Below are 23,156 nucleotides of genomic sequence, written 5' to 3'. Positions count from 1 at the left end.
CTACAGCCCCAGGTCGCGGGCGATGATCATGCGCTGCACCTCGGAGGTGCCCTCGCCGATCTCCAGGATCTTCGAGTCCCGCCAGAACCGGGCCACCGCGAACTCGTTCATGAAGCCGTAGCCGCCGTGGATCTGGGTCGCCTCCCGGGCGTTGTCCACCGCGCACTCGCTGGCGTGCAGCTTGGCGATCGCGGCGTGCCGCTTGAAGTCCTCGCCGGCCAGCATCCGGGCCGCCGCGTCGTAGTACGCCAGCCGGGAGGTGTGCGCCCGCCGCTCCATGTCGGCGATCTTGAACTGGATCGCCTGGAAGTTGCCGATCGGTTGGCCGAAGGCGTGCCGGTCCCGGGCGTACCGGACGGACTCGTCGACGCAGCCCTGGGCGAGCCCGACCGAGAGCGCCGCGATGGCGATCCGCCCCTCGTCCAGGATGCGCAGGAACTGGGCGAAGCCCCGGCCGCGCTGGCCGAGCAGGTTCTCCGCCGGCACCCGGCAGTCCTCGAAGGTCAGCTCGTGGGTGTCCGAGGCGCACCAGCCGACCTTGGAGTAGCCGGGCGCGACGGTGAAGCCGGGGGTGCCGGACGGCACGATGATGGTGGAGAGTTCCTTGGAGCCGTCCGGGTTGCTGCCGGTGACCGCGGTGACCGTGACCAGGGCGGTGATGTCGGTGCCGGAGTTGGTGATGAACGCCTTCGAACCGTTGATCACCCACTCGTCGCCGTCCAGTACCGCCCGGGTGGTGGTGCCGCCCGCGTCGGAGCCGAAGCCCGGCTCGGTCAGCCCGAACCCGGCCAGCGCCTCGCCGGTGACCAGCTTCGGCAGCCAGCGGGCCCGCTGCTCGGCGGTGCCGAACCGGTAGATCGGCATCGCGCCGAGCGAGACCGCCGCCTCCAGGGTGATCGCCACGCTGGAGTCGACCCGGGCCAGCTCCTCCAGGGCGAGGCAGAGCGCGAAGTAGTCGCCGCCCATCCCGCCGTGCTCCTCCGGGAAGGGCAGCCCGAACAGGCCCATCTTGCCCATCTGCGCGACGATCTCGTACGGGAAGGTGTGCCGCTCGTAGTGTTCGGCGATCGCCGGCGCGACGACCTCGCGGGCGAAGGACCGCACACTGGATCGCAGCGCCTCGTATTCCTCGCTGAGCCGGAAGTCCATGGGGTTCCTCCATCGGTTCGGTCGGTCCGCCGGTCCGCTCGTGACGAACCCGGCCGGGGCGCTGCTGCTGGTGCGGCGGCTGCCGCGCGGGCGGTGCTGGTGGTGCGGCGCTGGCTGGCCGCTCCGGTCAGACGGGTGTGACGCCGTGCCGGCGGCGGGAGAAGCCGCGGTCCTTGCCCCGGGCGGCGGCGTACCGGCGGACGAGTTCGGCGCGCAGGTCGGCCGGCTCGACGATGGCGTCCACCACCAGCTCGCTGGCCAGCCGGACGACGTCGATGTCCTGCTCGTAGCCGGCGCGGCGCTCGGCGACGAAGGCGGCCCGCTCGTCCGGGTCCCCGATCGCGGCGATCTTGTTGGCGTAGACGGCGTTCACCGCCGCCTCGGCGCCCATCACCGCGATCTTCGCGGTGGGCAGCGCGATCGTCGCGTCCGGCTCGAAGCCGGGGCCGGCCATCGCGTAGAGCCCGGCACCGTACGCCTTACGGACCACCACGCAGATCTTCGGTACTGTCGCCTCGCTGATCGCCGTGATCATCTTGGCGCCGTGCCGGATGATGCCCTGCTTCTCCACCGCCGTGCCGACCATGAACCCGGGCACGTCGGAGAGGAAGAGCAGCGGCACGTTGAAGGCGTCGCAGAGCTGCACGAACCGGGTCGCCTTGTCGGCCGAGTCGACGAAGAGCACCCCGCCCTTGAACATCGAGTTGTTCGCCACCACCCCGACGACCTGGCCGTCGAGCCGGCCGAAGCCGATGGTCAGCTCCCTGGCCCAGAGCGCCTGCACCTCCAGGAAGGAGTCGGCGTCGAGCAGGCCCTTGACGTACCGGCGCATGTCGAACGCCTGCCGCTCGCTCGCCGGCACCAGCGCGGCCAGGTCGATCTTCTCCGGTGCGGCCACCGCCGGTGCGGCCGGCGGCGCCTGGGTCCAGTTCGCCGGCAGGTACGACAGGTAGCGGCGGACCACGTCGAGGGCGTCCGCCTCGGTCTTGCAGAGGAAGTGCCCGACGCCGGACTCGGCGCAGTGCACCCGCGCCCCGCCCATCTCCTCCAGGGTGGTCTTCTCCCCGGTGACCATCTCGACCATCCGGTCGGAGCCGAGGTACATGCTGGCGTTGCCGTCCACCATCGCCACCACGTCGCAGAACGCCGGGATGTACGCCCCGCCGGCCGCGCTCGGCCCGAACAGCGCGCAGACCTGCGGGATCGAGCCGGAGGCGCGTACCTGGTTCCAGAAGATCTTTCCGGCGCCGCGCCGGCCGGGGAAGAGGTCGACCTGGTCGGTGATCCGGGCGCCGGCCGAGTCCACCAGGTAGACCATCGGCTGCCCGTTGGCGTACGCCCGCTCGATGATCCGGATGATCTTTTCGACGGTACGGGCGCCCCAGCTGCCGGCCTTGACGGTCGAGTCGTTCGCCATCAGGCAGACCGGCCGGCCGTCGATGCTGGCCTGGCCGGTGACCACGCCGTCGGCGGGAAGCCCGTCGGCGAGCGCGTTGGCGTAGAGCCCGTCCTCGACGAACGACCCCTCGTCGACGAGCAGCGCGATCCTTTCCCGGGCGAAGAGCTTGCCCCTGGCCGCGTTGGCGGCGTGGTACTTCTCCGCTCCGCCGGCCCGGACCCGCTTGCCGAGTTGTTCCAGCGCCGCACCGTCGAGTGTCACGCCGACCCCCTCGTCTCCGCCCCCGGGGCTGGGTGGCAACCCCGGGTCGATTCCCTGAACGATCGTTAGGGTACCGCGCCCACCCCACCCCGGGCCAGCGGGTCGGCCGTCATACCGAACAACCACGTATCCGGACAGGATGGTGGAATTGACGTTTGTCCATACTATGCTGCTGGCACCCCCACAACCGGACCCCCGGATCGGAGAAGTGAGCCATGACCTCACGCATCAGCCGGCTGCTTGTCGCGTTCGTAGCGACCACGGGTGCCACCCTCGGCATCACGCTGGCCAACCCCTCGCCCGCGTCCGCCGCCATGACCATCTGCTACAACACCAGCCAGGCACCCAGCTACGCCAGCATCGCCAACCAGGCCGCCTCGATCTGGAACAACGCCACGTCGAACCTGACGCTCTCCGCCAACTGCGGCACCAACCTGCGGATCTACCAGATCACCGGCGGTGGCTCGTACGCCGTACGGACCAGCCTGGGCAACGGCCGGGTCTACATCGACACCCGGCAGGCGGCGCAGTACAGCCCGCTGCGGATCATGACGCACGAGATCGGGCACATCCTCGGGCTGCCGGACAACTACAACGGCAACTGCTCGCTGCTGATGTCGGGCGGCAGCGCGGGTACCAGCTGCACCAACCCGTACCCGAGCAGCGCCGAGGCGAGCCAGGTGACCCGGCTCTTCGCCGGCACCCGGGTCGGGCCGGAGCGCGCCGACAGCACCGGTGACCAGGTCTTCCGGGACAGCTGGCCGGCGACCACCATGCTCGCCCCGATCGGCTGACCCGACGGCCGAACGGCCAGCACGACCCAGCACCCGGAACGGGCCGGCGGTTCTCGCCGGCCCGTTCCGCTGTCGTTCCGTTGCCTCGCGGCTATTTGTTGTCGCGGCTGTGTTGTCGCGGCTACCTGTTGTCGCGGCTGTGTTGTCGCGGCTGTGTTGTCGCGGCTGTGTTGTCGCGGCTACCTGTTGTCGCGGTTAGCTGGTGAGCCGGGTGCGCGGGCCGGCGCGGAGCACCCCGGAGGGCAGCTCCCGGCCGACCAGCCGCTCGGCAAAGGCCGCCGCCTCCAGCAGCGCGTCCAGGTCGACTCCGGTCTCGACACCCATGTCGTGCAGCATGTGCACCACCTCCTCGGTGGCCACGTTCCCGCTCGCCCCCGGGGCGTACGGGCAGCCGCCGAGCCCGCCGACACTGGCGTCGTACTCGGTGACGCCGAGGTCGAGTGCGGTCAGCAGGTTCGCCAGCGCCGTACCCCGGGTGTTGTGGAAGTGCAGCAACACCGGGATGTCGGGCTGCCGGTTCCGCACGGCGGTGACGAGTTCCCGGACCCGGCGCGGCGTCGCCATCCCGGTGGTGTCGCCGAAGGCGACCCGGTCCGCACCGTCGGCCACCACCCGGTCGACGATGCCGGCCACCCGGGCCGGGTCGACGTCCCCCTCGTACGGGCAGCCGAAGCTGGTCGCCACGATCACCTCGGCGGTCGCCCCGGCCTCGTGCAGCAGGGCGATCAGCCCGGCGATGTCGTCGAGCGACTCGGCGGTGGACCGGTTGACGTTGCGCCGGTTGTGCGTGTCGCTGGCCGACACCACCACCTCGATCTCGGTGAAGCCGGCGGCCAGGGCCCGCTGGGCACCCTTCGAGTTCGGCACCAGCGCCGAGTAGCGCACCCCCGGCGCCCGGGTCGCCCGCGCCCACACCTGGTCGGCGTCGGCCATCTGCGGAATCGCCTTCGGGTGCACGAAGGAGACCGCTTCGATCCGCCGCACGCCGGTGCCGGCGAGCAGGTCGAGCAGCCGCACCTTGCCCTCGGTCGGGACCGGTTCCTCGTTCTGCAACCCGTCGCGCGGCCCGACCTCCCGGATCGAGACCGCGCCCGGCAGGTCGGCGCTCACTTCGTGCCCCGCATCCGGGCCACGATCCCGGTGTCGTAGCTGCCGTCCAGGAACTCGGGATTGTCGAACAATTCGGCGAAGAACGGCAGGTTGCACTTGGGGCCGGCGATCTCGAACCCGGCCACCGCCACCCGCGCCCGCTCGATCGCCTCGGCCCGGTCGGCGCCGTGGACGATCAGCTTCGCCAGCAGCGAGTCGTAGAACGGGGTGACGGTGGTGCCGAGGGCGTACCCGGAGTCGACCCGGACCCCGTCGCCGGCCGGCTCGGTCCACGCGGTGACCGCGCCCGGACCTGGCAGGAACCGCTTCGGGTCCTCGGCGTTGACCCGCAGCTCGACGGCGTGCCCGCGCGGGGCGAGCGCGTCGGGGTCGAAACTCGGGGCCAGCCCGGCGGCCACCCGCAACTGCTGCTCCACCAGGTCGACACCGTAGACCAGCTCGGTCACCGGGTGTTCGACCTGGAGCCTGGTGTTCATCTCCAGGAAGAAGAACTCCCCGGTGGCGGGGTCGAGCAGGCACTCGACAGTGCCCGCGTTGCGGTAGTCGACCGCCTCGCCGGCCCGGACCGCCGCCGCCAGCAGCCGCTCCCGCAGGTCAGCGTCGACCGCCGGGGACGGCGACTCCTCGACCAGCTTCTGGTTGCGCCGCTGCACCGAGCACTCCCGCTCGCCGAGCGCCACCACCCGGCCGTCGGCCAGGCCGAGGATCTGCACCTCGACGTGCCGCACCCGGGGGAAGTACCGCTCGATCAGCACCGAGCCGTCCCCGAACATCCGTTCGGCGAAGGCGCGCACCCTGTCGTACTCGGTCCGCAGGCCCGGCTCGTCGGCGGCGACCGCCATCCCCATCCCGCCGCCCCCGGCGGCGGCCTTGACCATCACCGGAAAGCCGATCCCGGTGGCGGCGGCGAGCGCCGCGTCGACGGTGCCGGCCGGGTCGGTGCTGCCGGGCGCCACCGGCACCCCGGCGGCGGCCATCAGGTTACGAGCATTGATCTTGTCGCCCATCGCGGCGATCGCGTCCGCGCCCGGCCCGACCCAGACCAGGCCGTTCGCCTCGACGGTACGGGCGAAGTCCGCGTTCTCCGACAGGAAGCCGTAGCCGGGATGGATCGCCTGGGCACCTGTCGACTTCGCGGCGGCCAGGATCGCCTCGGGGTTCCGGTAGCTCTGTGCCGGGTTCGCCGGCCCGATGCAGACCGCCTCGTCGGCCTCGCGGACGAACGGCAGGTCGGCGTCCGCCTCCGAGTGGACCGCGATCGCCCGTACGCCGAGTCGCCGGGCGGTCCGGATGATCCGGCGGGCGATCTCGGCACGGTTCGCGACGAGCAGAGACTCGATCATGTCGATGCGCTACCTTCCCGTACTCGACCGGCCGTAACCCGTGGTAGGCCCGGCCGCGACCCGGCTCGGTGAACCTCTCGTCAAGCTGACTCTCCGGTCCGGCGGACCGCAGGGTCGGACGCGGCGCCCGAGCGCCACACGGTTAGCTTAACGAACGTTCAGTCGACTGGGAACCGCGGCTCGGTCACCCGGGAACCGGGCTCGGTCGCGCCCGGAACCCGGCGGCTCAGTCGTCCGGGTCGGCGAGCAGCGCGGCCAGGGTGGCCGCCCGGAGCAGCGCGGCCCGCCGCTGGCGGTCCACCTCGCCGCCGAGGAACGGCGTGGAGTTCATCAGGCCGAACGCGGCGTGCGCGAGTACCCGCGCCTCGGCCGCAGAGAGTTTCGGGTGCAGCGCCGTCAGCACCCCCACCCACTCCTCGACGTAGAGCCGCTGGAGCCGCCGGATCTGCCGACGGGGCTCCTCCGGCAGCCGGTCCAGCTCGTGCAGGTGCAGCGCGATGACCGCCGGATTCGCCAGGGCGAACTCGACGTGGAAGTCGATCAGGGATTCCAGGGCCGCCCGGAAGTTGTCCGGATGCTCCGCGACCCGCTGCCGGCCGCCGGCCAGCAGCCCGTCACTCACCGGCATCAGCGCGGCGATCAGCATCGCCTCCTTGCCGGCGAAGTGGTGGTAGAGGGCCGGACCGGTCACCCCGGCGGCCGACCCGATGTCGTCCATCGAGACCCCGTGATAACCACGGGCCGCGAAGAGGCCGACCGCGATCTCCAGAATCTCGTCGCGCCGGGACCGGCGTCGCCGTACGCCGCTGGCGGGCGCGTCGGCCTCCGTCGCCATCACCTGCTCCTTCACCGTCACCCGACCAGCCTAGTCAGATGTCAATCAGTAGCTGCTCACGAAGTGTCGACCGCCACCAGTTGGACACCCCCGGCGGCCCCGGCAGGAGCGGACGCGGGCTGCCCGATTGGCGGCGGTAGCAGCCTTGCTTCCCTTATTGCCCAGGTGTCGGCCGCGGTGCCGTCGTCAGGGTTGGCGGTTATCGGTTGGCGGTGGTCGGTGGGTGGGTGGTCGGTGGCTTGACGTGGCTTGTCGTGGCTTGACTCTCGACCCGGTCGAGACCGCAGGGTCGACGGTCGGGTCGGCCTGGCGCTGCTCGGTCGGGTCGGCCTGGCGCTGCTCGGTCGGGTCGGCCGTGAGGTGGCGGTGGGTAGGCGGGTGGGAGGTCGGATGGGTGGGATCGGCGGGTTCTGGACACTGTGGACGGCGACCGTGCTGTCCCGGCTCGGCGACGCGCTGCGCACCCCGGCGCTGGCCCTGCTCGCCGCCTCGGTGACCCGCGATCCGCGCGCCGTCACGTTGGTGGTGGCCGCCGGTCAGCTTCCACCGCTGCTGTTCGGACTGGTCGGCGGAGTCTACGCCGACCGCTGGGACCGGCGCCGGACGATGGCCACAGTGGACGGCATACGTGCTGTCCTGGTCGCCGGCTTCGCCCTGCTGGTCGTCACCGGCGACGTGGGGATCGTCGCGCTCGTCGGCTGTACCTTCCTGCTCGCCACCCTCGGCGTCTTCTTCGACGCCGCCGCCTTCGCCGTACTGCCCGGCATCGTGCCGGCCGACCGGCTGGCGGTCGCGAACGGCCGGCTCCAGGCGGGTACCGCCGTCGCCGGTGGGTTCGTCGGCGCACCGCTGGCCGGGGTGCTCTTCGCCGTCTCGGCGGCTCTGCCGTTCGCCGTCGACGCCGTCACCTTCGCCGCCGCCGCCCTGCTCGCCCTGACCCTGACCCGGCGCCCGTCCCCGATCCTCCTGCCCGGTCCAGCGTCCGAGACCACCCCGGACCCCACCGCCGCTGCCGCGATCCCGAAGGCCGGTCCCGACACCGCTGCCGCGATCCCGAAGGCCGGTCCCGACACCGCACGTGCCGGCTGGCGGGCGGCCGGTGAGGGGCTGCGCTGGATCTGGCAGGACCGCATCCTGCGTCGAATCACCGGGCTGACCGTGGTCGCCAACCTGGCCACCAGCGGCCTGATCGCGATCTTCGTGCTCTATGCCCTGGAGGTGCTCGCGGTGCCCGCCGCCGGGTACGGGCTGTTCATGTCGGCGGCGGTGCTCGGCGCACTGGGCGGTGGACTCTGCGCGGGGCGGATCGCCGCCCGGCTCGGCACACTGCCGGGACTGCGTGCCGTACTGGTCGCCGAGACGCTGGCGGCCGCCGCGCTGGCGCTGGCCCGACACCCGGTACCGGGCGGGATCGCACTCGCCGTCTTCTCCGCCGGCACGGCGATCTGGAACGCGCTCTGGTCGGCGTACGGGCAGCGTAACGTCCCCGCCGAACTGCTCGGCCGGGTCGGCGGCGCCCAGCGTACGGTCGCACTGCTCGCGGCACCGGTCGGTGCGATCGGTGCCGGACTGCTCGGCTCCGCCACCGGGCTGCCCCCGGTGCTGTACGCCGTCACCGCCGTCTTCATCCTGCTCACCGTCCTTTCCTGGCCCTACCTCCGCCCGCCCCGAGCTGCGGGACCCGACACTGCCTCCTGACACAATCGCGGTGTGCGAGCAGCGTCGGTGCGAGCAGCGTCGGTGGGAGTAGTTCGGTGGGAGTAGTTCGGTGGGAGTAGTTCGGTGGGAGTAGTTCGGTGGGAGTAGTGCGGAAGCTGGTCCGTGGTGCGGCGTCGGATCGGTCCGGTCGGTCCGAGCCGACCCGGCGGAGGGCGGCACGGCCCGTACCCGCTCGGATGCCGGCATGACCGATCCGACCCATCTGGTACGCCGGCTGTTGGGCTCGGACGTCCGTACCCTGGTGCCGCTCGGCGAGGGCACCGACCACGTCGCGTACGAGGTGGACGGGGCGTACGTGGTCCGCCAGCTGAAGCCGGTCGACGGCACGGACGTGGCGGCGGCGATCGAACGGGAGGTCGCGCTGCTCGACGTCGTCGCCCGGGTTTCGCCGGTCCCGGTCTCCGAGGTGGTCGCCGCGGCGCCCGAGGCGGGCCTGATGGTGCAGCGCAGGCTGTCGGGTGTCTCGCTGCTCGACCGCCCGCCGGCCGATCCGGCTGCACTTGTCGACCAGCTCGCGGAGTTCCTGACCGCGATCCACGGCATCCCGGTCCGACAGGTCGCCGGCTTGGTCGAGGAGGACCGTTACCCGCTGGCGGACTACCTGGCCGAAACCGCCGCCGTGCTGCCGGAGGTCGCCGAACTGCTCGGGGCCGAAGAACGCCGGGCGGTGGACCGGTTCCTGGCTGCCGCGCCACCGGCCGAGCCGGACGTGCTGACGTTCTGCCACAACGACCTCGGCGCCGAGCACCTGCTCGCCGAACCGGACCGGACGAGGCTGACGGGCGTGCTCGACTGGTCCGACGCGGCGGTTGCCGACCCGGCGCACGACCTCGGCCGGATCTACCGGGATCTCGGCCCGGACATCGCCGCCCGGGTCGCCGCCCGACTGGAGCGGCCGGGGACCGGCCTGCTCGCCCGCGCCGCCTTCCATGCCCGCTGCGCGCTGGTCGAAGACCTGGCGTTCGGCGCGACGGCCGACCGGCGGTACGCCGACGCCGCGCTCAGCCACCTGGCCCGCACCTTCCGCGACTGACCCCTCGACGGACGGAGCTTCCTGCAATGCGTGACTCGGTCGCAGCGGTGCACGATCTCGTCTCCGGGCTCGTCGCGGCCGACGACCTGGAGGCCCGTCACCAGTCGGAGACGCTGGGCTGGTTGCGGAGCACCGACGACGTGTTCCGGCGGGTCAAGCCGGCCATCCCACCCCGCCACCTGGTCTCCTACGTCGTACCCGTCGACCCGGTCGACGGGGGCGTGCTGCTTGTCGACCACGTCAACGCCGGACTGTGGTTGCCGCCGGGCGGGCACGTGGACCCGGACGAGCATCCCACCGAAACCGCCCGCCGTGAGGCGTACGAGGAGTTGGGCGTACCCGTCGACAGCGGTCTGGTGGACGAGCGGCCGGCATTCCTCACTGTGACCCGTACCGTCGGGATGGACGCCGGGCACACCGACGTGAGCCTGTGGTACCTGCTGCGGATCGAGCGCGCACGGCGGCTCCGACTCGACAGCGGCGAGTTCCGGGAAGCCCGGTGGTGGACACCGGTAGACATAGCTGCCGCCGACCCCTCCGGTTTCGACCCGCACTTCGTCCGCTTCTGGACGAAAATCCAGCGGACAACTCCCTGAACGGCACCGCCGCCACCAATATCAATTGCCGAAAGGACGACACTGGTTTCGCGGCATATGCAGATTCGTGGCAGAGAACAGACCGCAACCAGTGGCATCGACTCGGCGACGATCCTGCTCAACCGAGCACCCCGCAAAGGACGACTTGGTTGCGACAGCCTGCTGGGCCGATTCCTGCCACCACACGCGACCTTGACCGTCTACGTCTCCTGGCAGCGGGTGACGCCGGCCGACCTCGCGTGGGGCGTCGCGCCCGCCGCTCGGCGACGGCGACGTGATCGGTGCGGGCGGGTCAGCGGGTGGCGACGTCCCGGACGAACGACCGCCACGCCTGCGTCGCGAAGGTGAGCGCGGGACCATCCGGGTCCTTGCTGTCCCGCACCCCGACGACCGCCGGCAGGTTGTCCGCCACCTCGACACAGTTGCCACTGTGGCCGTTGCTGCGGGTGCTCTTGCGCCAGGTTGCCCCGGTCAGGTCCATTGCTCCGCCGCTTCCAATATCAGCTTGGAGGACTGCTGGTGTGGCAGTGCCTCGCTCCGGACGACCTCCCACGCCTTGCCCATCGACACTACGTCCGACGGATCCTGTACCACCACACCCTTAAGGTAGTTGTCCAGAAAAGCGAGGTTCTCGCCACCAGGCAGTGTGGCAACCACGAAGGGCCCGGTCAGTCCGGCGTAGGCGCCGACCGAGGTGGGCACGATCTGCAACCGGACGTGCGACATCTCCGCTACCACCTTCGTCAAGTGCATCAGTTGGTCACGCATGACTTCCGGGCCGCCGATGGGACGGTGCAGCAGCCCTTCGTCCAAAACAGCGACAAGTTGCGGCGGCTTCTCCGAGCTGAGCAGATCCTTCCGCTCCATCCGGGCGGTGACCCGGGTAGTGATCTCGTCGGCGCTCAGCACGCCAGTACTGGCGAAGACTGCTCGGGCATACGCTTCGGTCTGTAGCAGGGCCGGGATGAGGGCGTACTCGTACCAGCGGAGGGTTTCGGCCTTTCGCTCGATCTCGATCCACTCCCGCAGCCAGCTCGGCTCGCTCTCCAGGCTGAGCTTGATCAGCATTCGCTCGAAGAGGCCGCCGGTCGCCAGCGCGCGGTCGGCGCCCTTGACGTACTGCCGGGTCAGCGTCCGCGTGCCGTTCTCCACCGAACTCACGTGCGTCGCGGAGAAGTTGGCGGCCCGACCGAATGCGTCCTGGGTCTGGTTGGCGACCACCCGGGCCCGTCGGATCTCGTCCGCGATAAAAGCGATCATGGATTGCTGGAGCGCCGTCAACATTCAGTCCCCCTCGAACAACAGATCAACTATTCAGTCCTACTCAATCCAACCCACCGACGAGCAGCGCAGTGCCGATTAATCACAAGGACGATCGACGTCTAACGAATTTAGGGGACTGCCGTCCAGAGTGGAAGGCATGCGGAACCGCCCGGGATCGGAATATGACGGGCGGAACCGCGCGGGGCCGTGCCGTCGACACCGGGCGGCCCCGCTTCCACAACACGATCGCACGAAAGGTGAATTCGAATGTCCAGACGGCATCGCCCACGCATCCGGCACCACCGCGCCTGGTACTTCCTCTGGATCTTCTGTGCCTGTGGCCGTCGTTGGCGGTGTCCGCGTTCGGTGCCGGCGCTGCACCGGCCGGGCCCACCGCCGGCAGGCTGTCCGGCGCCGGTTCGGATCACACCCGACCCTCCACCGCACCCGCCCCGGGCCCGGCGCAGCGGCAACCGCCCGGCCTGGCAGGCGCAGACCCGCCGTGAACCGGGCAACGGCCGCGCCGGCACGGCCGCCCCGGGACAGGCCCGCAGGACCCGCGAAGTCGAGTTCCGGTAGCCGGGGCAACGGTCGTGTACGGCCCACACGCGCGGTTCCGTCCGCACACACCCGCGAGACCGTCGTTCCGGTGCCGGACCTGCGGTGCGCCCTGGCCGTGCCAGCCGGCCCGACTCGGCCTGCTCTGGACCTACCGGAACGACCGCATCGGGCTACTTGTCTATCTCGCGGCGCAGCTCCAGCACGCGTTGCAGGACCTGCCCGGCGCCAACCCCCGCGACCTGGCCACCCGATTCCTCCGCTGGCTCCCCCACCCCACCCCACCCCCCTGACCCGATCTGCCCACTACCGACAGGCCCGCCAAGATTCTTGTTGTCCTGTGGTCAGCCACGCGCCACAGGACAACAAGAATCTTGAGCCCTTCGCGGGGTGGGCGAGGAACCGGCCGACCGCGTCACGCCTCTATCCGGCATGGCGACCGCAGCAGAGCGCGAACGCGACGAGACAACGGGGCGTGCCGGGACGGCCGGACCCGACCTGGCGGACCGGCCCGGCGGCACGGCCGGGCCGGTCGGTCCGGCGACGCGGCGGAGCGTGCTGCGGGTGGCCGGGGCGGTGCTGCTCGGGGCGGCCGGGGTCGGAGCGGTCTCGGCGACCGCCGGTTGCCGGTCCCGGACCGACGGGCGGACCGCCCGCCAGCAACCGGCACCACCGGACGCGCTCGTGGTCGAGCTGACCGACGGCAGACTGGCGGTGGTGGCGGCGGCGACCGGTCGGCTGCTGGTCCAGCCCGCACCGGCGGTGCTCAGCGGGGACGGCCGCCGGCTGGTCCGGGTCGAGCGCCCCGGCGGGGGTACCCGGTTGACCAGTCACCGGCTGCCGGACGGCGCCCCGATCAGCGCCGGCACCCTGACCGGCGCGCTCACCGCCCGGACCACCTCGGTCGACGGCGACCTGGTGGCGCTCGCCGACGACGCCGGGCCGGGGCGCAACCCGTACCGGCCGGCGCCACGGGAGCGGACCACGATCGTGGTCGCCGACGGGGCCGGCGAGCGGCGCCGGCTGGAGTTGCCCGGCAACCTCGAACCGGAGGCGTTCGACACGACCGAGCAGGCACTCTTCGTCCTCGACTACCTGCCGCCGACCGCGCCGGACCGCTACCGGGTACGGGTCGTCGACCTCGCCTCCGGACGGATCGAACCGCTGCTGACCAGGGTCAAGGCGGTGGTGCCGGCCGGCGCCGAGGAGGAGATGCGCGGCGAGGGCCGGCAGGCGGTCCACGACCCGGTGCGCAAGCGGCTCTTCACGCTCTACACCCACCAGCCGGACCACGTACACACCCGGGACCGGATCGCCGGCACGGCGGATCCGGACGGGGCACGCGACGACGCTCCGCACGTACACGCGTTCGTGCACACGCTCGACCTGACCGAACGGTGGGCGTTCTGCATCGACCTGCCGGCACCGTACGGGGAGGGGCCGGCGGCCGGGCACACGATCACGCTGAGCCCGGACGGCAGCCGGCTCTACGTGGCGGACACCGGCAGCGGGGCACTGGCCACCATCGATCCCGACGGACTCACCGTGCTGGAGAGCTTCCGGTTCGACCCGCCGACGGGCGGCGCCGGAGCGGGCGGCGCGGACCCGGGCGCCGGAGTCGGTGGCGCGGATCCGGGCGGCGGCGCGCCGGCCGCGTCGGCCGTGGACGCCGCCGGGACGGTGCTGGTCGGGGCCGGCCGTGAGGTGGTCGGCCTGGCGGGCTACACGCGCGGCAGGGACCCGCGGTGGTCCACCCCGGGCGAGGTACGCGGACTCGTCGCCCCGCCCGCCGGTGACCGGCTCTACGTCGGCCAGCCCGACGCGGTACTCCGGATCGATCCGCGCACCTGGACGATACGGCAGCGTATCGACGTACCCGGGTTGGTGGCCGTGCGGCAGGTCGTCCCCGCCGCATAGGGTCCCGGCAGGTCGTCCCCGCCGCGTAGGGTCCCGGCAGGTCGTCCCCGCCGCGTAGGGTCCCGGCACGGCGTCGCCCGCCGCGCCGTGCCGGGTCAGGAGCCGAGGCCGCCGGGCTGGTCGCCCTTGACCACGGGGGCCCGGACCAGGTTGCCCCACTCGGTCCAGGAGCCGTCGTAGTTGCGCACCCGGGGATAGCCGAGCAGGTGCCGCAGCACGAACCAGGTGTGGCTGGACCGCTCGCCGATCCGGCAGTACGCGATCACGTCGTCGTCCGGCGACAGCCCGAGCTGGTCGGCGTAGATCGCCCGCAGCTCGTCCGGCCCCTTGAAGGTGCCGTCGTCGTTCGCCGCCGACTTCCACGGCTTGCTCAGCGCGCCCGGGATGTGGCCGCCGCGCAGCGCACCTTCCTGCGGGTACTCCGGCATGTGGGTCAGCTCCCCGGTGTACTCCTTCGGAGAGCGGACGTCGACGAGGGGCCGCCCGGCGGCGATGTGCGCCAGCACCTGGTCCCGGTACGCCCGGATCGGCGCGTCGTCCCGCTGCGGGGTCGGATAGTCGGCCGGCGGCCGGTCGGTCTTCTCCCGGGTGAGTTCCCGCCCCTCGGCGACCCACTTCTGCCGACCACCGTCGAGCAGCCGCACGTCGGAGTGGCCGAAGAGGGTGAAGACCCAGAGCGCGTACGCCGCCCACCAGTTGAAGTTGTCGCCGTAGAAGACGATCGTGTCGTCCCGGCCGATGCCCTTGGCCGCGCAGAGCCTGGCGAACGCCTCGGCGTCGAGGTAGTCCCGGGTCACCTGGTCGTTCAGCTCAAGATGCCAGTCGACCTTGATCGCGCCGGGGATGTGACCGGTCTCGTAGAGCAGCACGTCCTCGTCCGACTCGACCACGACCAGCCCGGGTTGGCCCAGGTGCTCGGCCAGCCACTCGGTGCTGACCAGTCGCTGCGGGTCGGCGTAACCCTGGAGGCTCGGTGCGGGATCGCTCGGCATCGGCATGGCCCCACCGTACGCCGGACGGTCGGCGCGGGAGTGCGGCTCGCCTCGGTTACCGTCGTCACATGACGGAGCCGACCCGGACAGGCGTACGACACGAGGGTCGGACGTTCCGGCGCGAGGACTGGTACGGCGACGAGTTCGTCGAACACGAGTACGTCGACTGCGAGTTCTTCGACGTCGACCTGACCGAGGCGACTCTGGAGCGGAGCAGCTTCACCAACTGCGTCTTCGGCAACGTCCGGTTCAACGCCTCCCGGCACACCGACTCGGCGTTTCTGCGCTGCACCTTCACCAGGTGCAACTTCTTCGAGGCCGAGTTCGCCGGCTGCAAGCTGGTCGGCAGCACCTTCGCCTCCTCGGCGGTCCGGCCACTGACCGTACTCGGCGGGGACTGGTCCTTCGTCGGCCTCTCCGGTGCCGACCTGCGCGGTGTGACCATCCAGGGCGTACGGATGCGCGAGGCGGACCTGACCGGCGCGAACTGCACCGACGCGATCCTGACCGGGGTCGACCTCTCCGGTGCGCAACTGCGCGCCGCCCGGTTCGTCCGCTGCGACCTGCGCGGCAGCGACCTCAGCACCCTCGACCCGACCACTGTGGAACGCTCCGGCGCGATCGTCGACCCGACCCAGACGATAGTGCTCGCCCAGGCCCTCGGCTTCCAGGTCGGCTGACCCTCAACGGTCGACGTACGGCTCCAGCAGCGGGCGCTTGGCGAGGAGCGTGTCGCCGGACGACCGGCCGGTGAGCCGACGCCTGACCCACGGCGCGAGGTACTGCCGCAGCCAGCGCAGGTCCGCGCCACGGGCGGCCAGCCACGGTGTCGGTGCGGGATGCGGCGGGACGACCAGCCAGCCCTCGTCCGGGGAGACTCCGAGGGCGGTCAGCACCCGGGCCGCGACCCGGCGGTGCCCGGCGGCCGACAGGTGCAGCCGGTCGGGACTCCACAGCACCGGGTTGAGGAAGACGTCGTCGGCGTAGAGGTCGACCAGGGTGGCGTCGTGCCGCTCCGCGATCTCCCCGATGCCCTGGTTGAGGACCGCGACCCGGGGGCCGAGGATCCGCTGGCCGGGCAGCCGGGCCATCACGTTGGCGAACCGGAACAGCAGCACGTCCGCGCCGGTTGCCCGGATCTCCCTGATCACCTGGTCCGCGCGCTCGACCAGCGCGTACGGGTCGCAGCTGCGGCGCAGCACGTCGTTGCCACCGGCGGCGAAACTGACCAGGTCGGGGCGCATGTCGAGGGCGGCGGGCACCTGCTCGGCCACCACGTTGTCGAAGAGCCGGCCCCGGATCGCCAGGTTGGCGTACCCGAAATCCGGGCCGGCCGAGGCGGCCAGTGTCGCGGCCACCAGGTCGGCCCAGCCCCGGAAGCTGCCGTCCGGGTACGCGTCGTCAAGTCCCTCGGTGAAGCTGTCCCCCACCGCCACGAAGCTGCGCCAGCGCACCTCGCGCCTCCCCTGCACCACGTTCCACTCCCAGCGACCGCAGTCTGTCAGCCCGACGGCGGCCGGGGCACGCCCCAGGCCCGAAGGTGACCGGGACCGCAGCCATGCGAGCTGTCCGGCAAGGCCGGCGTCGGGCGACAATTCGGTGCCCGGGTTCCGGTCGCCGGTCTACGCTGCCCGGATGCTGCTCCGGATGTCCACGCTTTTTCTCCGTACGCTGCGCGAGGACCCGGCCGACGCGGAGGTGCCGAGCCATCGGCTGCTGGTGCGGGCCGGCTACATCCGTCGCGCCGCACCGGGCGGCTACACCTGGCTCCCGCTCGGCCGGCTGGTGCTGGACCGGGTCGCCGAGGTCGTCCGGGCCGAGATGGCCGCGATCGGCGGCCAGGAGGTGCTCTTCCCGGCCCTGCTGCCCCGGGAGCCGTACGAGACGACCGGCCGGTGGACCGAGTACGGCGACGACATCTTCACCCTGACCGACCGGCGGGGGGCCGAGTTCCTGCTCGGCCCGACCCACGAGGAGATGGCGGCCCTGCTGGTCCGGGACACCTTCACCTCCTACCGGGACTTCCCGGTGTCGATCTTCCAGGTGCAGCCGAAGTACCGGGACGAGGCTCGGCCCCGGGCCGGGCTGCTGCGCGGGCGGGAGTTCCTGATGAAGGACTCCTACTCCTTCGACCTGGACCAGCCGGGGCTGGCGGCGGCGTACGAACGGCACCGGGCGGCGTACCAGCGGATCTTCGACCGGCTCGGCTTGGCGTACACCATCGTCGCGGCGACCTCGGGCGCGATGGGCGGCTCGGCGTCGGAGGAGTTCCTCGCCGCCACCGAGGTCGGCGAGGACACCTTCGTCGGCTGTACCGCCTGCGACTACGCGGCCAACACCGAGGCGGTGGCCACCCCGCCGGCACCGGCCGGCGACCCGTACGCGCACCCCTCGGCGCAGGTGCACGACACCCCGGAGACGCCGACCATCGAGTCCCTGGTCGCGCTCGCCAACGACCGCCGGCTCGGCGGCCGGGCCGACTGGACCGCCGCCGAGACCCTGAAGAACGTGGTCGTCGAGCTGCGCCGGCCCGGGTCGGCCGAGCCGGAGCTGCTTGTCGTCGGCGTACCCGGGGACCGTGACGTCGACCTCAGGCGGCTCGCCGCGACGCTCAGCCCGGCCACCGTGTCGATGTTCGACGGTTTCGCCGACCGGCCCGAGTTGGTCCGCGGCTACATCGGCCCGCAGGTGCTGGCCAAGCTCGGCATCCGCTACCTGGTCGATCCCCGGGTGGCGCCCGGCACCGCCTGGCTGACCGGCGCCAACGAGCCGGGCCGGCACGCCACCGACGTGGTCTGCGGGCGGGACTTCACCCCGGACGGGACGATCGAGGCGGCCGAGGTCCGGGCCGGCGACCCGTGTCCGGCCTGCCGGCCGGGGCGGCTGACGATCCGCCGGGGCATCGAGATCGGGCACGTCTTCCAGCTCGGCCGGCGCTACACCGACGCGTTCCGGGTCGACGTGCTCGGCCAGGACGGCAAGCCGGTCCGGCTGACGATGGGCTGCTACGGCATCGGGGTGTCCCGGGCGGTCGCGGCGATCGCCGAACAGCACCACGACGAGCGGGGACTGGTCTGGCCGGCGGCGGTGGCGCCGTGCGACGTACACCTGGTGGCCGCCGGTAAGGGGCCGCAGTTGGAGGCGGCGCTGGAACTCGGCGGGCAGCTTGCCGGGGGCGGCCTGCGGGTGCTTGTCGACGACCGGACGCACGTCTCGGCCGGGGTCAAGTTCGCCGACGCCGAGCTGATCGGTATCCCGCGCACCGTCGTGGTCGGCCGCCGCTGGGCCGACGGGTACGTCGAGCTGCGCGACCGCGCCACCGGAGACCGCAGCGAACTCTCGGCGGCGGAACTGCTGGCCCGGCTGACCGGGTCGACGGGTCCCGGCTCGGCAGGTCCGGCATAGGCGCTCACCGGGTCGTCCGCACTCGCTCGGTGGGGAAACCATGTGTGCGGGCGACGATCACGACGACCAGCACCGGCACCAGCAGCGCAAGGACGCTCCAGGGCAAGGACGAGGTGCCGAGCCGGTCGAGGAGGACGCCACCGACGACTCCGCCACCGGCCATGGCCACGTTCCACAGGGTGACGAGCATCGCCTGTGCGGCGTCTGCCGCCTCGCCGCCCGCGTCGCCCACGGCAGTCTGTAGGAGGGTGGGGGCGCCACCCCAGCCGAGGCCCCAGAGCGTGACCGCGGCGTAGACCAGGGCGGGGCTGTCGGCCAGCACGGCCAGGATGGTGGCTGCCACGGCGACAAGGAACACGCTGGTGATGGTGAGAAGCCGCAGTCGGCGGTGGATGTGCACGCCCACGCTCCAGATGCTCACCATGGAGGCGGCGCCGAAGACCAGCAGTACGAGGTCGGTCGAGCCGCCCATGTCGCGGTGTTCGAGGAACGTGGCGACGTAGGTGTAGAGGATGGTGTGCGCCAGGACGAAGACCAGGGTGACGGAGAGGACTGCCGGCACGCCGGGGAGGGTGAACGCGTGCGACATCGGGGTGCGGCGGCCCTCGGTCCGCTGTCCGGGGTAGTCCGGAACAGCCGCGGTGATCCATCCGAGCAGGACGACGGTGAGCCCGGTCATGAGCAGGAACGCCACCTGCCAGTTCACCGCTCTGCCGACGAAGGTTCCCGCGGGCACGCCCAGCGACAGCGCGACCGGAATTCCAGCCATGGCGATCGCGATGGCCTTGCCCTGGAGATGGACGGGTGCCATGCGGCGGGCGTATCCGGCGAGCAGTGCCCAGGCCAGACCTGCGGCCACCCCGGCGACGAACCGGGCCGCCATGGTCAGGGGATAGCTCGCCGAGAGTGCGGTGACGGTGTTCGCGGCGGCGAAGCCTGTCATCGCCGTCAGCAGCAGACGCTTGCGCCGCCAGCCCGCGGTGGCCGCGGTCAGCGGGATCGCGGTGAGTGCGGTTCCGATCGCATAGATCGTCACCGTCTGCCCGGTGGCGGATTCGCTGACGTCGAGATCGGCACTCATCGCGGGCAGCAGACCGGCGGGCAGCGTCTCGGTCAGGCTGGTGATGAAGACCGCCGTGGCGAGTGCCAGGAGCGCCGGCAGGGGGAGCTCGCCGACGGTGCCGGAACCGGTTGGCCGTACGGGCTCCGTGGTGTGGGTTCGCATGCTGCGTATGCTCGAACCATCACATTGATGTGAAGGTCAAACCGCCGGTAGATGAGGTAGGTCACATGCGAATCGGAGAGCTGTCGGAACGCACCGGCACCCCCCGGCGGCTGCTGCGCTACTACGAGGAGCAGAGACTGATCCTGCCCGATCGCTGCACGAACGGCTACCGCACGTACGACGAACGCTCCGTGGACCGGGTCATGCAGATCAGGGGGCTGCTCGACGCCGGACTGCCGACCCGGATCATCAAACAGATCCTTCCCTGCCTCGACAAGCCCCGGGCCATCCACTTCGCCGACGCGACCCCGGAGATGATCGCCACGCTGGAGGACGAGCGCGATCGCATGGCCGAGCGCATCAGGTTTCTCACCCGCAACAGGGATGCGATCACGGAGTATCTCGACGCGGTACGCGGCGCCGATCGTCCGGATGCCGCCCCCGAAGCCTCTACGGCGTCCTGACCCGCTACACCTGGTCCGTCGGCCGGCTGCCCCGGCGGGACCGCTGTGCCTGGTAGAGCCGCTGGCAGTCGGCGTACCGGGGCAGCAGGTCGGCAGCGCGCAGCTCGGCCAGGCCGGGCGCGTCGGCGTCGCGCTCGGAGAGGATCGGGTCGACGTCGGCCGGCCAGGGCAGTGCGAGTTCGGGGTCCCGGACGTGCACGATCCGCTCCCGGGCCGGGGCGTACCGGGCGGAGCAGAGGTAGCTGACGACGCTCTCCTCCTCCAGCGCCACGAAGGCGTGCCCGACCCCCTCGGGCAGATAGACGGCCCGGTTGTCGACGGCGTCCAGCCTGGTCACCTCGTGCCGGCCGAAGGTCGGCGAACCGACCCGCAGGTCGACCACCATGTCGAGCACGGCGCCGCGCGGGCAGGAGACGTACTTCGCCTGGCCGATCGGCACGTCCGCCCAGTGCACGCCTCGGACCACGCCGCGCCGGGAGACGCTCTGGTTGACCTGGGCCACCGCGAGTTCGAAGCCGAGCGCGTCGGCGAAGACGGCCGCGTCGTACCAGACGAGTAGCCTGCCCCGGTCGTCGGAGAACTGCTGCGGGAGGAACTCCCAGGCGCCGGAGATGGGCAGCTCGGTGGCCTTCATCGCACCTCACTCAGGTCACGCGGGGATCGCAGGCGACTTATCCGGACCAACCGCACGCTACCGTCCGGCAACCCAAAGTGGCCGATCGGAAACCTGACATGGTGTTAGCGTGCCGGCCAGCGGGTAGCAGGTGGTATCGGTGAACCGGGGGTTCGGAGGCACGCTGTGACCGATGTCAGAGTCCGTGACGTCATGACGAGAAACATCGTCTATCTGCCGGTGGCCACCACTCTGGACGAGGCCGCCCGCGCGATGCGCGACGCCGACATCGGCGACGTGGTGGTGACGGACGGGTCGAGCCTGTTCGGCATGGTGACCGACCGCGACATCGTGATCCGCGCTGTCGCGGACGGCCGGGACGCCCGGCAGACCACCCTCGGCGAGGTGACCTCGCGGGAGATCGTGATGATCGAACAGAACTCCACGGCCGCCGAGGCCGCCTCGCTGATGCGGGAGCGGGCCGTACGCCGGATCCTGGTCTGCGACAGCGACCGCCAACTGGTCGGCATCGTCTCCCTGGGCGACCTGGCGATGCGCCTGGACCCGTCGTCGGCGCTGAGCGAGATCAGCGAGGCCAGTCCGGGCCGCTGAACCGGCTCGGTAGCCTGGGGTCCATGCCGCAGTCGATGCCGCCGAAGCTCGCCGAGATCGTGGCGGAGTTCGCCGCCGCTCCCCGGGACGTGGTCCTCGAGATGCTGCTGGAGTACTCCGACGCCGTGCCGCCGCTGCCGGCGGAGCTGACCGGGCACGCCGGGATGGAGCAGGTCCCGGAGTGCCAGACCGCGTTCTTCCTGCGGGCCGAGGTGGCCGCCGACCGTACCGTGACGACCTGGTTCGACTGTCCGCCGGAGGCGCCGACCACCCGGGCCTTCGCCGGGATCCTGGCCGAAGGGCTGGCCGGGGCGAGCGCCGACGAGGTGCTGGCGGTACCGGACGACCTCTACCAGCGGATGGGGCTGGCCCAGGCGATCAGCCCACTGCGGGTACGCGGCGGCAACGCCATCCTGGCCCGCCTCAAACGGCAGGTACGCGAACAGCTCGGCTGATGGGTGCGGCGCGCACGCCGGCCGAGCCCGGGCGACGTTTCACGTGCAACAGCATCGCCGATCGTCGATGAGTCTGGAGTTGCCGAGGGACGGGTCGGAAGCCGGAACCGAGGACGGGTCGAGTGCTCAGGGCACCGCGCCGGCCGCCCGTTCCACCTCGGCCAGCATCAGCCGCAGCGAGAGGCTGTGCCGCTCCGGCGGCAGCCGGTCCAGCGCCCGCCGGGCGTAGCCGAGTCCGCCGGCCGCGTCTCCGGCGGAGGCCATCAGCAGTCCCCGGTGCAGTTCGATGTGGGTGGCGAACCGGGGCAGGCTGTCCGGGCGGGTCCGGTCCGCCTGGTCCTGCGCGGCCACCGCCCTCGGATGGCCGAGCCGGGACAGCAGCATCGACTCGAAGGTGTGGAACCGCCACTGCGGCACCGCGAAGTCCGAGACCTGTTCCGAGCTGCCGGCGGTGTCGAAGATCCGGCGGGCGTCGTCCAGCCCGGCCAGCGCGGTGGCGGCGTCGCCCCGGCAGGCGGCGACGTGCGCCTGGGCGGTCAGCGCGGTCAGCCGGCCCAGGGTCGGCCGGTCGGTGAGCGCCACCGCCTGCTCGGCGAAGCGGGCGGCGACCGGCAGGTGCGCCCCCTCGTAGGCCAGCGCCAGGGCGGCCCGGCCGCGCACCCAGACCCGGGTGGCCAGGTCGCCGGAGCGGTCCGCCGCGATCGCGGCCATCTCGTACGACCGGATCGCTCCCCGGCCACCGTCGTTGCCGGGCAACGTCTTGCCGTGCACGGTCATCAACCGGGCGGCGACGCCCCACAGGTGCGGACTGTCCAGCTCCTGTTGCAGCACCACCAGGTCGGCGGCGAGCCGGGCCTGCAGTTGTGCGGCACCGAGCGACATGTAGTCCTGCCCGTACGCCTCGGCGCGGGCGACCCACTCGTCGACGTCCCGCCGGGGCGCGATGGCGGCGGCGAAGCCGTGCTGCACCAGCTCCGCGACGGCGGAGGAGACGACGACGGTCGCGGCGAGCGCGAGGGCACCTCTGCGGTTCACGCTGTCTCCCAACACGCGCTCGTAGGCCAGGACCAGGTCCGGGGTGGCCGGCCGTTTGCCGAGCTCGACGTTGCACAGATGACTCTTGCTGTAGTTGGTGCGGGCCGCCATCTGGGTCAGGGTGACCTGGGCGTCCGTGCGCGCCACCCTCAGCCTTGCGCCGACGTGATCCATCCGTCTACCGCCTGTGCGCTCCGGAAAACACCTGAAAACCGCGCCTACTATCGGTAGTTCTCTGATTACGGGAATGTGGGGATGTGGATCGCTTCAGTTCGATGACGCATCGATCAATGTTTTACCGCTTCCGGGCACAGATCGTAAGCCGGGAGTGACCTCGGGATCGATGCCCGGACAGAAGGTCCACGGCCCGCGGGTATG

The 23,156-nt window shown here is 71.6% G+C and carries 23 protein-coding genes; 11 read left to right on the top strand and 12 right to left on the bottom strand.

The genetic code is table 11. The annotated features are described in order from the left end of the window. Both ACN28A_RS14025 and ACN28A_RS14020 read right to left on the bottom strand, forming a co-directional pair. Positions 1-1,149, bottom strand: coding sequence for an acyl-CoA dehydrogenase family protein (locus tag ACN28A_RS14025; RefSeq protein ID WP_421395592.1), 1,149 nt, complete (start codon positions 1,147-1,149; stop codon positions 1-3). A 127-nt stretch (positions 1,150-1,276) separates the two neighbouring features. Continuing rightward, positions 1,277-2,809, bottom strand: coding sequence for an acyl-CoA carboxylase subunit beta (locus tag ACN28A_RS14020; RefSeq protein WP_421395591.1), 1,533 nt, complete (start codon positions 2,807-2,809; stop codon positions 1,277-1,279). 215 nt (positions 2,810-3,024) lie between these two features. Here ACN28A_RS14020 and ACN28A_RS14015 point away from each other — a divergent pair, with 215 nt between their 5' ends. Next, complete coding sequence (locus tag ACN28A_RS14015; protein WP_421395589.1) at positions 3,025-3,603, top strand: snapalysin family zinc-dependent metalloprotease; 579 nt, start codon at positions 3,025-3,027, stop codon at positions 3,601-3,603. A 195-nt stretch (positions 3,604-3,798) separates the two neighbouring features. On the opposite strand, the gene ACN28A_RS14010 is transcribed toward ACN28A_RS14015, so the two are convergent. The 3 genes from ACN28A_RS14010 to ACN28A_RS14000 all read right to left on the bottom strand — a co-directional run bounded on the left by ACN28A_RS14010 (position 3,799) and on the right by ACN28A_RS14000 (position 6,891). Further along, a complete protein-coding gene (locus tag ACN28A_RS14010; protein ID WP_421404371.1) occupies positions 3,799-4,701 on the bottom strand; it encodes a hydroxymethylglutaryl-CoA lyase in 903 nt (300 codons plus the stop codon). Between the two features lie 8 nt (positions 4,702-4,709). Continuing rightward, the gene (locus ACN28A_RS14005; protein ID WP_421395587.1) at positions 4,710-6,056 is read right to left on the bottom strand and encodes an acetyl-CoA carboxylase biotin carboxylase subunit; all 1,347 of its coding nucleotides are present in this window, start codon (positions 6,054-6,056) and stop codon (positions 4,710-4,712) included. A 226-nt stretch (positions 6,057-6,282) separates the two neighbouring features. Continuing rightward, on the bottom strand, positions 6,283-6,891 hold the full coding sequence (locus tag ACN28A_RS14000) for a TetR/AcrR family transcriptional regulator (protein ID WP_278066450.1): 609 nt from the start codon (positions 6,889-6,891) through the stop codon (positions 6,283-6,285). Between the two features lie 390 nt (positions 6,892-7,281). Between ACN28A_RS14000 and ACN28A_RS13995 the strand changes: the two genes are divergently transcribed. From ACN28A_RS13995 to ACN28A_RS13985, 3 genes are all read left to right on the top strand, one after another. Then, a complete protein-coding gene (locus tag ACN28A_RS13995; protein WP_421395585.1) occupies positions 7,282-8,589 on the top strand; it encodes an MFS transporter in 1,308 nt (435 codons plus the stop codon). A 205-nt stretch (positions 8,590-8,794) separates the two neighbouring features. After that, positions 8,795-9,643 (top strand): phosphotransferase family protein, encoded by an 849-nt coding sequence (locus tag ACN28A_RS13990; protein ID WP_421395583.1) that lies wholly within the window; start codon positions 8,795-8,797, stop codon positions 9,641-9,643. Positions 9,644-9,669: 26 nt separating this feature from the next. Beyond that, a complete protein-coding gene (locus ACN28A_RS13985) occupies positions 9,670-10,239 on the top strand; it encodes an NUDIX domain-containing protein (RefSeq protein WP_421395582.1) in 570 nt (189 codons plus the stop codon). Positions 10,240-10,531: 292 nt separating this feature from the next. On the opposite strand, the gene ACN28A_RS13980 is transcribed toward ACN28A_RS13985, so the two are convergent. Then, complete coding sequence (locus ACN28A_RS13980) at positions 10,532-10,720, bottom strand: DUF397 domain-containing protein (protein WP_421395581.1); 189 nt, start codon at positions 10,718-10,720, stop codon at positions 10,532-10,534. Beyond that, the gene (locus ACN28A_RS13975; RefSeq protein ID WP_421395579.1) at positions 10,711-11,523 is read right to left on the bottom strand and encodes a Scr1 family TA system antitoxin-like transcriptional regulator; all 813 of its coding nucleotides are present in this window, start codon (positions 11,521-11,523) and stop codon (positions 10,711-10,713) included. Before ACN28A_RS13975 ends, ACN28A_RS13980 begins: the two co-directional genes overlap by 10 nt. A gap of 572 nt (positions 11,524-12,095) precedes the next feature. Between ACN28A_RS13975 and ACN28A_RS13970 the strand changes: the two genes are divergently transcribed. Both ACN28A_RS13970 and ACN28A_RS13965 read left to right on the top strand, forming a co-directional pair. Further along, a complete protein-coding gene (locus tag ACN28A_RS13970) occupies positions 12,096-12,353 on the top strand; it encodes a flavin reductase (protein ID WP_421395578.1) in 258 nt (85 codons plus the stop codon). Between the two features lie 139 nt (positions 12,354-12,492). Continuing rightward, on the top strand, positions 12,493-13,977 hold the full coding sequence (locus ACN28A_RS13965; RefSeq protein WP_421395577.1) for a hypothetical protein: 1,485 nt from the start codon (positions 12,493-12,495) through the stop codon (positions 13,975-13,977). Between the two features lie 95 nt (positions 13,978-14,072). Here the strand turns inward: ACN28A_RS13965 and ACN28A_RS13960 are convergent, their stop codons facing one another. Then, positions 14,073-14,975: a sulfurtransferase gene (locus ACN28A_RS13960; RefSeq protein ID WP_421395575.1), complete on the bottom strand. Its 903-nt coding sequence runs from the start codon at positions 14,973-14,975 to the stop codon at positions 14,073-14,075. Positions 14,976-15,037: 62 nt separating this feature from the next. On the opposite strand from ACN28A_RS13960, the gene ACN28A_RS13955 reads away from it, so the two are divergent. Beyond that, entirely contained in the window at positions 15,038-15,649 is a 612-nt protein-coding gene (locus ACN28A_RS13955; protein ID WP_421395574.1) for a pentapeptide repeat-containing protein, read from the top strand. A 3-nt stretch (positions 15,650-15,652) separates the two neighbouring features. Here the strand turns inward: ACN28A_RS13955 and ACN28A_RS13950 are convergent, their stop codons facing one another. Further along, positions 15,653-16,423: an SGNH/GDSL hydrolase family protein gene (locus ACN28A_RS13950; RefSeq protein ID WP_421404369.1), complete on the bottom strand. Its 771-nt coding sequence runs from the start codon at positions 16,421-16,423 to the stop codon at positions 15,653-15,655. Between the two features lie 181 nt (positions 16,424-16,604). On the opposite strand from ACN28A_RS13950, the gene ACN28A_RS13945 reads away from it, so the two are divergent. Next, positions 16,605-18,374 carry a proline--tRNA ligase gene (locus ACN28A_RS13945; RefSeq protein ID WP_421395572.1) on the top strand — a complete coding sequence of 590 codons (1,770 nt, stop codon included), beginning with the start codon at positions 16,605-16,607 and terminating at the stop codon, positions 18,372-18,374. Between the two features lie 4 nt (positions 18,375-18,378). Here ACN28A_RS13945 and ACN28A_RS13940 read toward each other — a convergent pair whose 3' ends face one another. After that, a complete protein-coding gene (locus tag ACN28A_RS13940; RefSeq protein WP_421395570.1) occupies positions 18,379-19,599 on the bottom strand; it encodes an MFS transporter in 1,221 nt (406 codons plus the stop codon). Positions 19,600-19,664: 65 nt separating this feature from the next. Here ACN28A_RS13940 and ACN28A_RS13935 point away from each other — a divergent pair, with 65 nt between their 5' ends. After that, positions 19,665-20,063 carry a MerR family transcriptional regulator gene (locus tag ACN28A_RS13935; protein WP_421395569.1) on the top strand — a complete coding sequence of 133 codons (399 nt, stop codon included), beginning with the start codon at positions 19,665-19,667 and terminating at the stop codon, positions 20,061-20,063. A gap of 4 nt (positions 20,064-20,067) precedes the next feature. Here ACN28A_RS13935 and ACN28A_RS13930 read toward each other — a convergent pair whose 3' ends face one another. Beyond that, a complete protein-coding gene (locus ACN28A_RS13930; protein WP_421395567.1) occupies positions 20,068-20,697 on the bottom strand; it encodes a dTDP-4-dehydrorhamnose 3,5-epimerase family protein in 630 nt (209 codons plus the stop codon). A gap of 165 nt (positions 20,698-20,862) precedes the next feature. Between ACN28A_RS13930 and ACN28A_RS13925 the strand changes: the two genes are divergently transcribed. Together ACN28A_RS13925 and ACN28A_RS13920 are read left to right on the top strand one after the other, a co-directional pair. Next, a complete protein-coding gene (locus ACN28A_RS13925) occupies positions 20,863-21,288 on the top strand; it encodes a CBS domain-containing protein (protein ID WP_421395565.1) in 426 nt (141 codons plus the stop codon). Between the two features lie 23 nt (positions 21,289-21,311). Continuing rightward, complete coding sequence (locus ACN28A_RS13920) at positions 21,312-21,743, top strand: SufE family protein (RefSeq protein ID WP_421395564.1); 432 nt, start codon at positions 21,312-21,314, stop codon at positions 21,741-21,743. Positions 21,744-21,869: 126 nt separating this feature from the next. Here ACN28A_RS13920 and ACN28A_RS13915 read toward each other — a convergent pair whose 3' ends face one another. Beyond that, positions 21,870-22,952 (bottom strand): helix-turn-helix domain-containing protein, encoded by a 1,083-nt coding sequence (locus tag ACN28A_RS13915; RefSeq protein ID WP_421395562.1) that lies wholly within the window; start codon positions 22,950-22,952, stop codon positions 21,870-21,872. Between the last annotated feature and the right edge of the window lie 204 nt (positions 22,953-23,156).

This window comes from Plantactinospora sp. WMMB782 (assembly GCF_049179135.1).
Classification (GTDB): domain Bacteria; phylum Actinomycetota; class Actinomycetes; order Mycobacteriales; family Micromonosporaceae; genus Plantactinospora.
The sequence above is the reverse complement of the archived record's forward strand: the minus strand, read 5'-3'. Positions and strand labels throughout refer to the sequence as shown.

Bases quoted from the DNA above. Each gene is read 5' to 3' on its own strand.
- ACN28A_RS14025 (WP_421395592.1), bottom strand. From the start codon at position 1,149: ATGGACTTCCGGCTCAGCGAGGAATACGAGGCGCTGCGATCCAGTGTG.
- ACN28A_RS14015 (WP_421395589.1), top strand. From the start codon at position 3,025: ATGACCTCACGCATCAGCCGGCTGCTTGTCGCGTTCGTAGCGACCACG.
- ACN28A_RS14005 (WP_421395587.1), bottom strand. From the start codon at position 6,056: ATGATCGAGTCTCTGCTCGTCGCGAACCGTGCCGAGATCGCCCGCCGG.
- ACN28A_RS14000 (WP_278066450.1), bottom strand. From the start codon at position 6,891: ATGGCGACGGAGGCCGACGCGCCCGCCAGCGGCGTACGGCGACGCCGG.
- ACN28A_RS13995 (WP_421395585.1), top strand. From the start codon at position 7,282: ATGGGTGGGATCGGCGGGTTCTGGACACTGTGGACGGCGACCGTGCTG.
- ACN28A_RS13990 (WP_421395583.1), top strand. From the start codon at position 8,795: ATGACCGATCCGACCCATCTGGTACGCCGGCTGTTGGGCTCGGACGTC.
- ACN28A_RS13985 (WP_421395582.1), top strand. From the start codon at position 9,670: ATGCGTGACTCGGTCGCAGCGGTGCACGATCTCGTCTCCGGGCTCGTC.
- ACN28A_RS13980 (WP_421395581.1), bottom strand. From the start codon at position 10,720: ATGGACCTGACCGGGGCAACCTGGCGCAAGAGCACCCGCAGCAACGGC.
- ACN28A_RS13975 (WP_421395579.1), bottom strand. From the start codon at position 11,523: ATGTTGACGGCGCTCCAGCAATCCATGATCGCTTTTATCGCGGACGAG.
- ACN28A_RS13965 (WP_421395577.1), top strand. From the start codon at position 12,493: ATGGCGACCGCAGCAGAGCGCGAACGCGACGAGACAACGGGGCGTGCC.
- ACN28A_RS13960 (WP_421395575.1), bottom strand. From the start codon at position 14,975: ATGCCGATGCCGAGCGATCCCGCACCGAGCCTCCAGGGTTACGCCGAC.
- ACN28A_RS13955 (WP_421395574.1), top strand. From the start codon at position 15,038: ATGACGGAGCCGACCCGGACAGGCGTACGACACGAGGGTCGGACGTTC.
- ACN28A_RS13945 (WP_421395572.1), top strand. From the start codon at position 16,605: ATGCTGCTCCGGATGTCCACGCTTTTTCTCCGTACGCTGCGCGAGGAC.
- ACN28A_RS13940 (WP_421395570.1), bottom strand. From the start codon at position 19,599: ATGCGAACCCACACCACGGAGCCCGTACGGCCAACCGGTTCCGGCACC.
- ACN28A_RS13935 (WP_421395569.1), top strand. From the start codon at position 19,665: ATGCGAATCGGAGAGCTGTCGGAACGCACCGGCACCCCCCGGCGGCTG.
- ACN28A_RS13930 (WP_421395567.1), bottom strand. From the start codon at position 20,697: ATGAAGGCCACCGAGCTGCCCATCTCCGGCGCCTGGGAGTTCCTCCCG.
- ACN28A_RS13920 (WP_421395564.1), top strand. From the start codon at position 21,312: ATGCCGCAGTCGATGCCGCCGAAGCTCGCCGAGATCGTGGCGGAGTTC.
- ACN28A_RS13915 (WP_421395562.1), bottom strand. From the start codon at position 22,952: ATGGATCACGTCGGCGCAAGGCTGAGGGTGGCGCGCACGGACGCCCAG.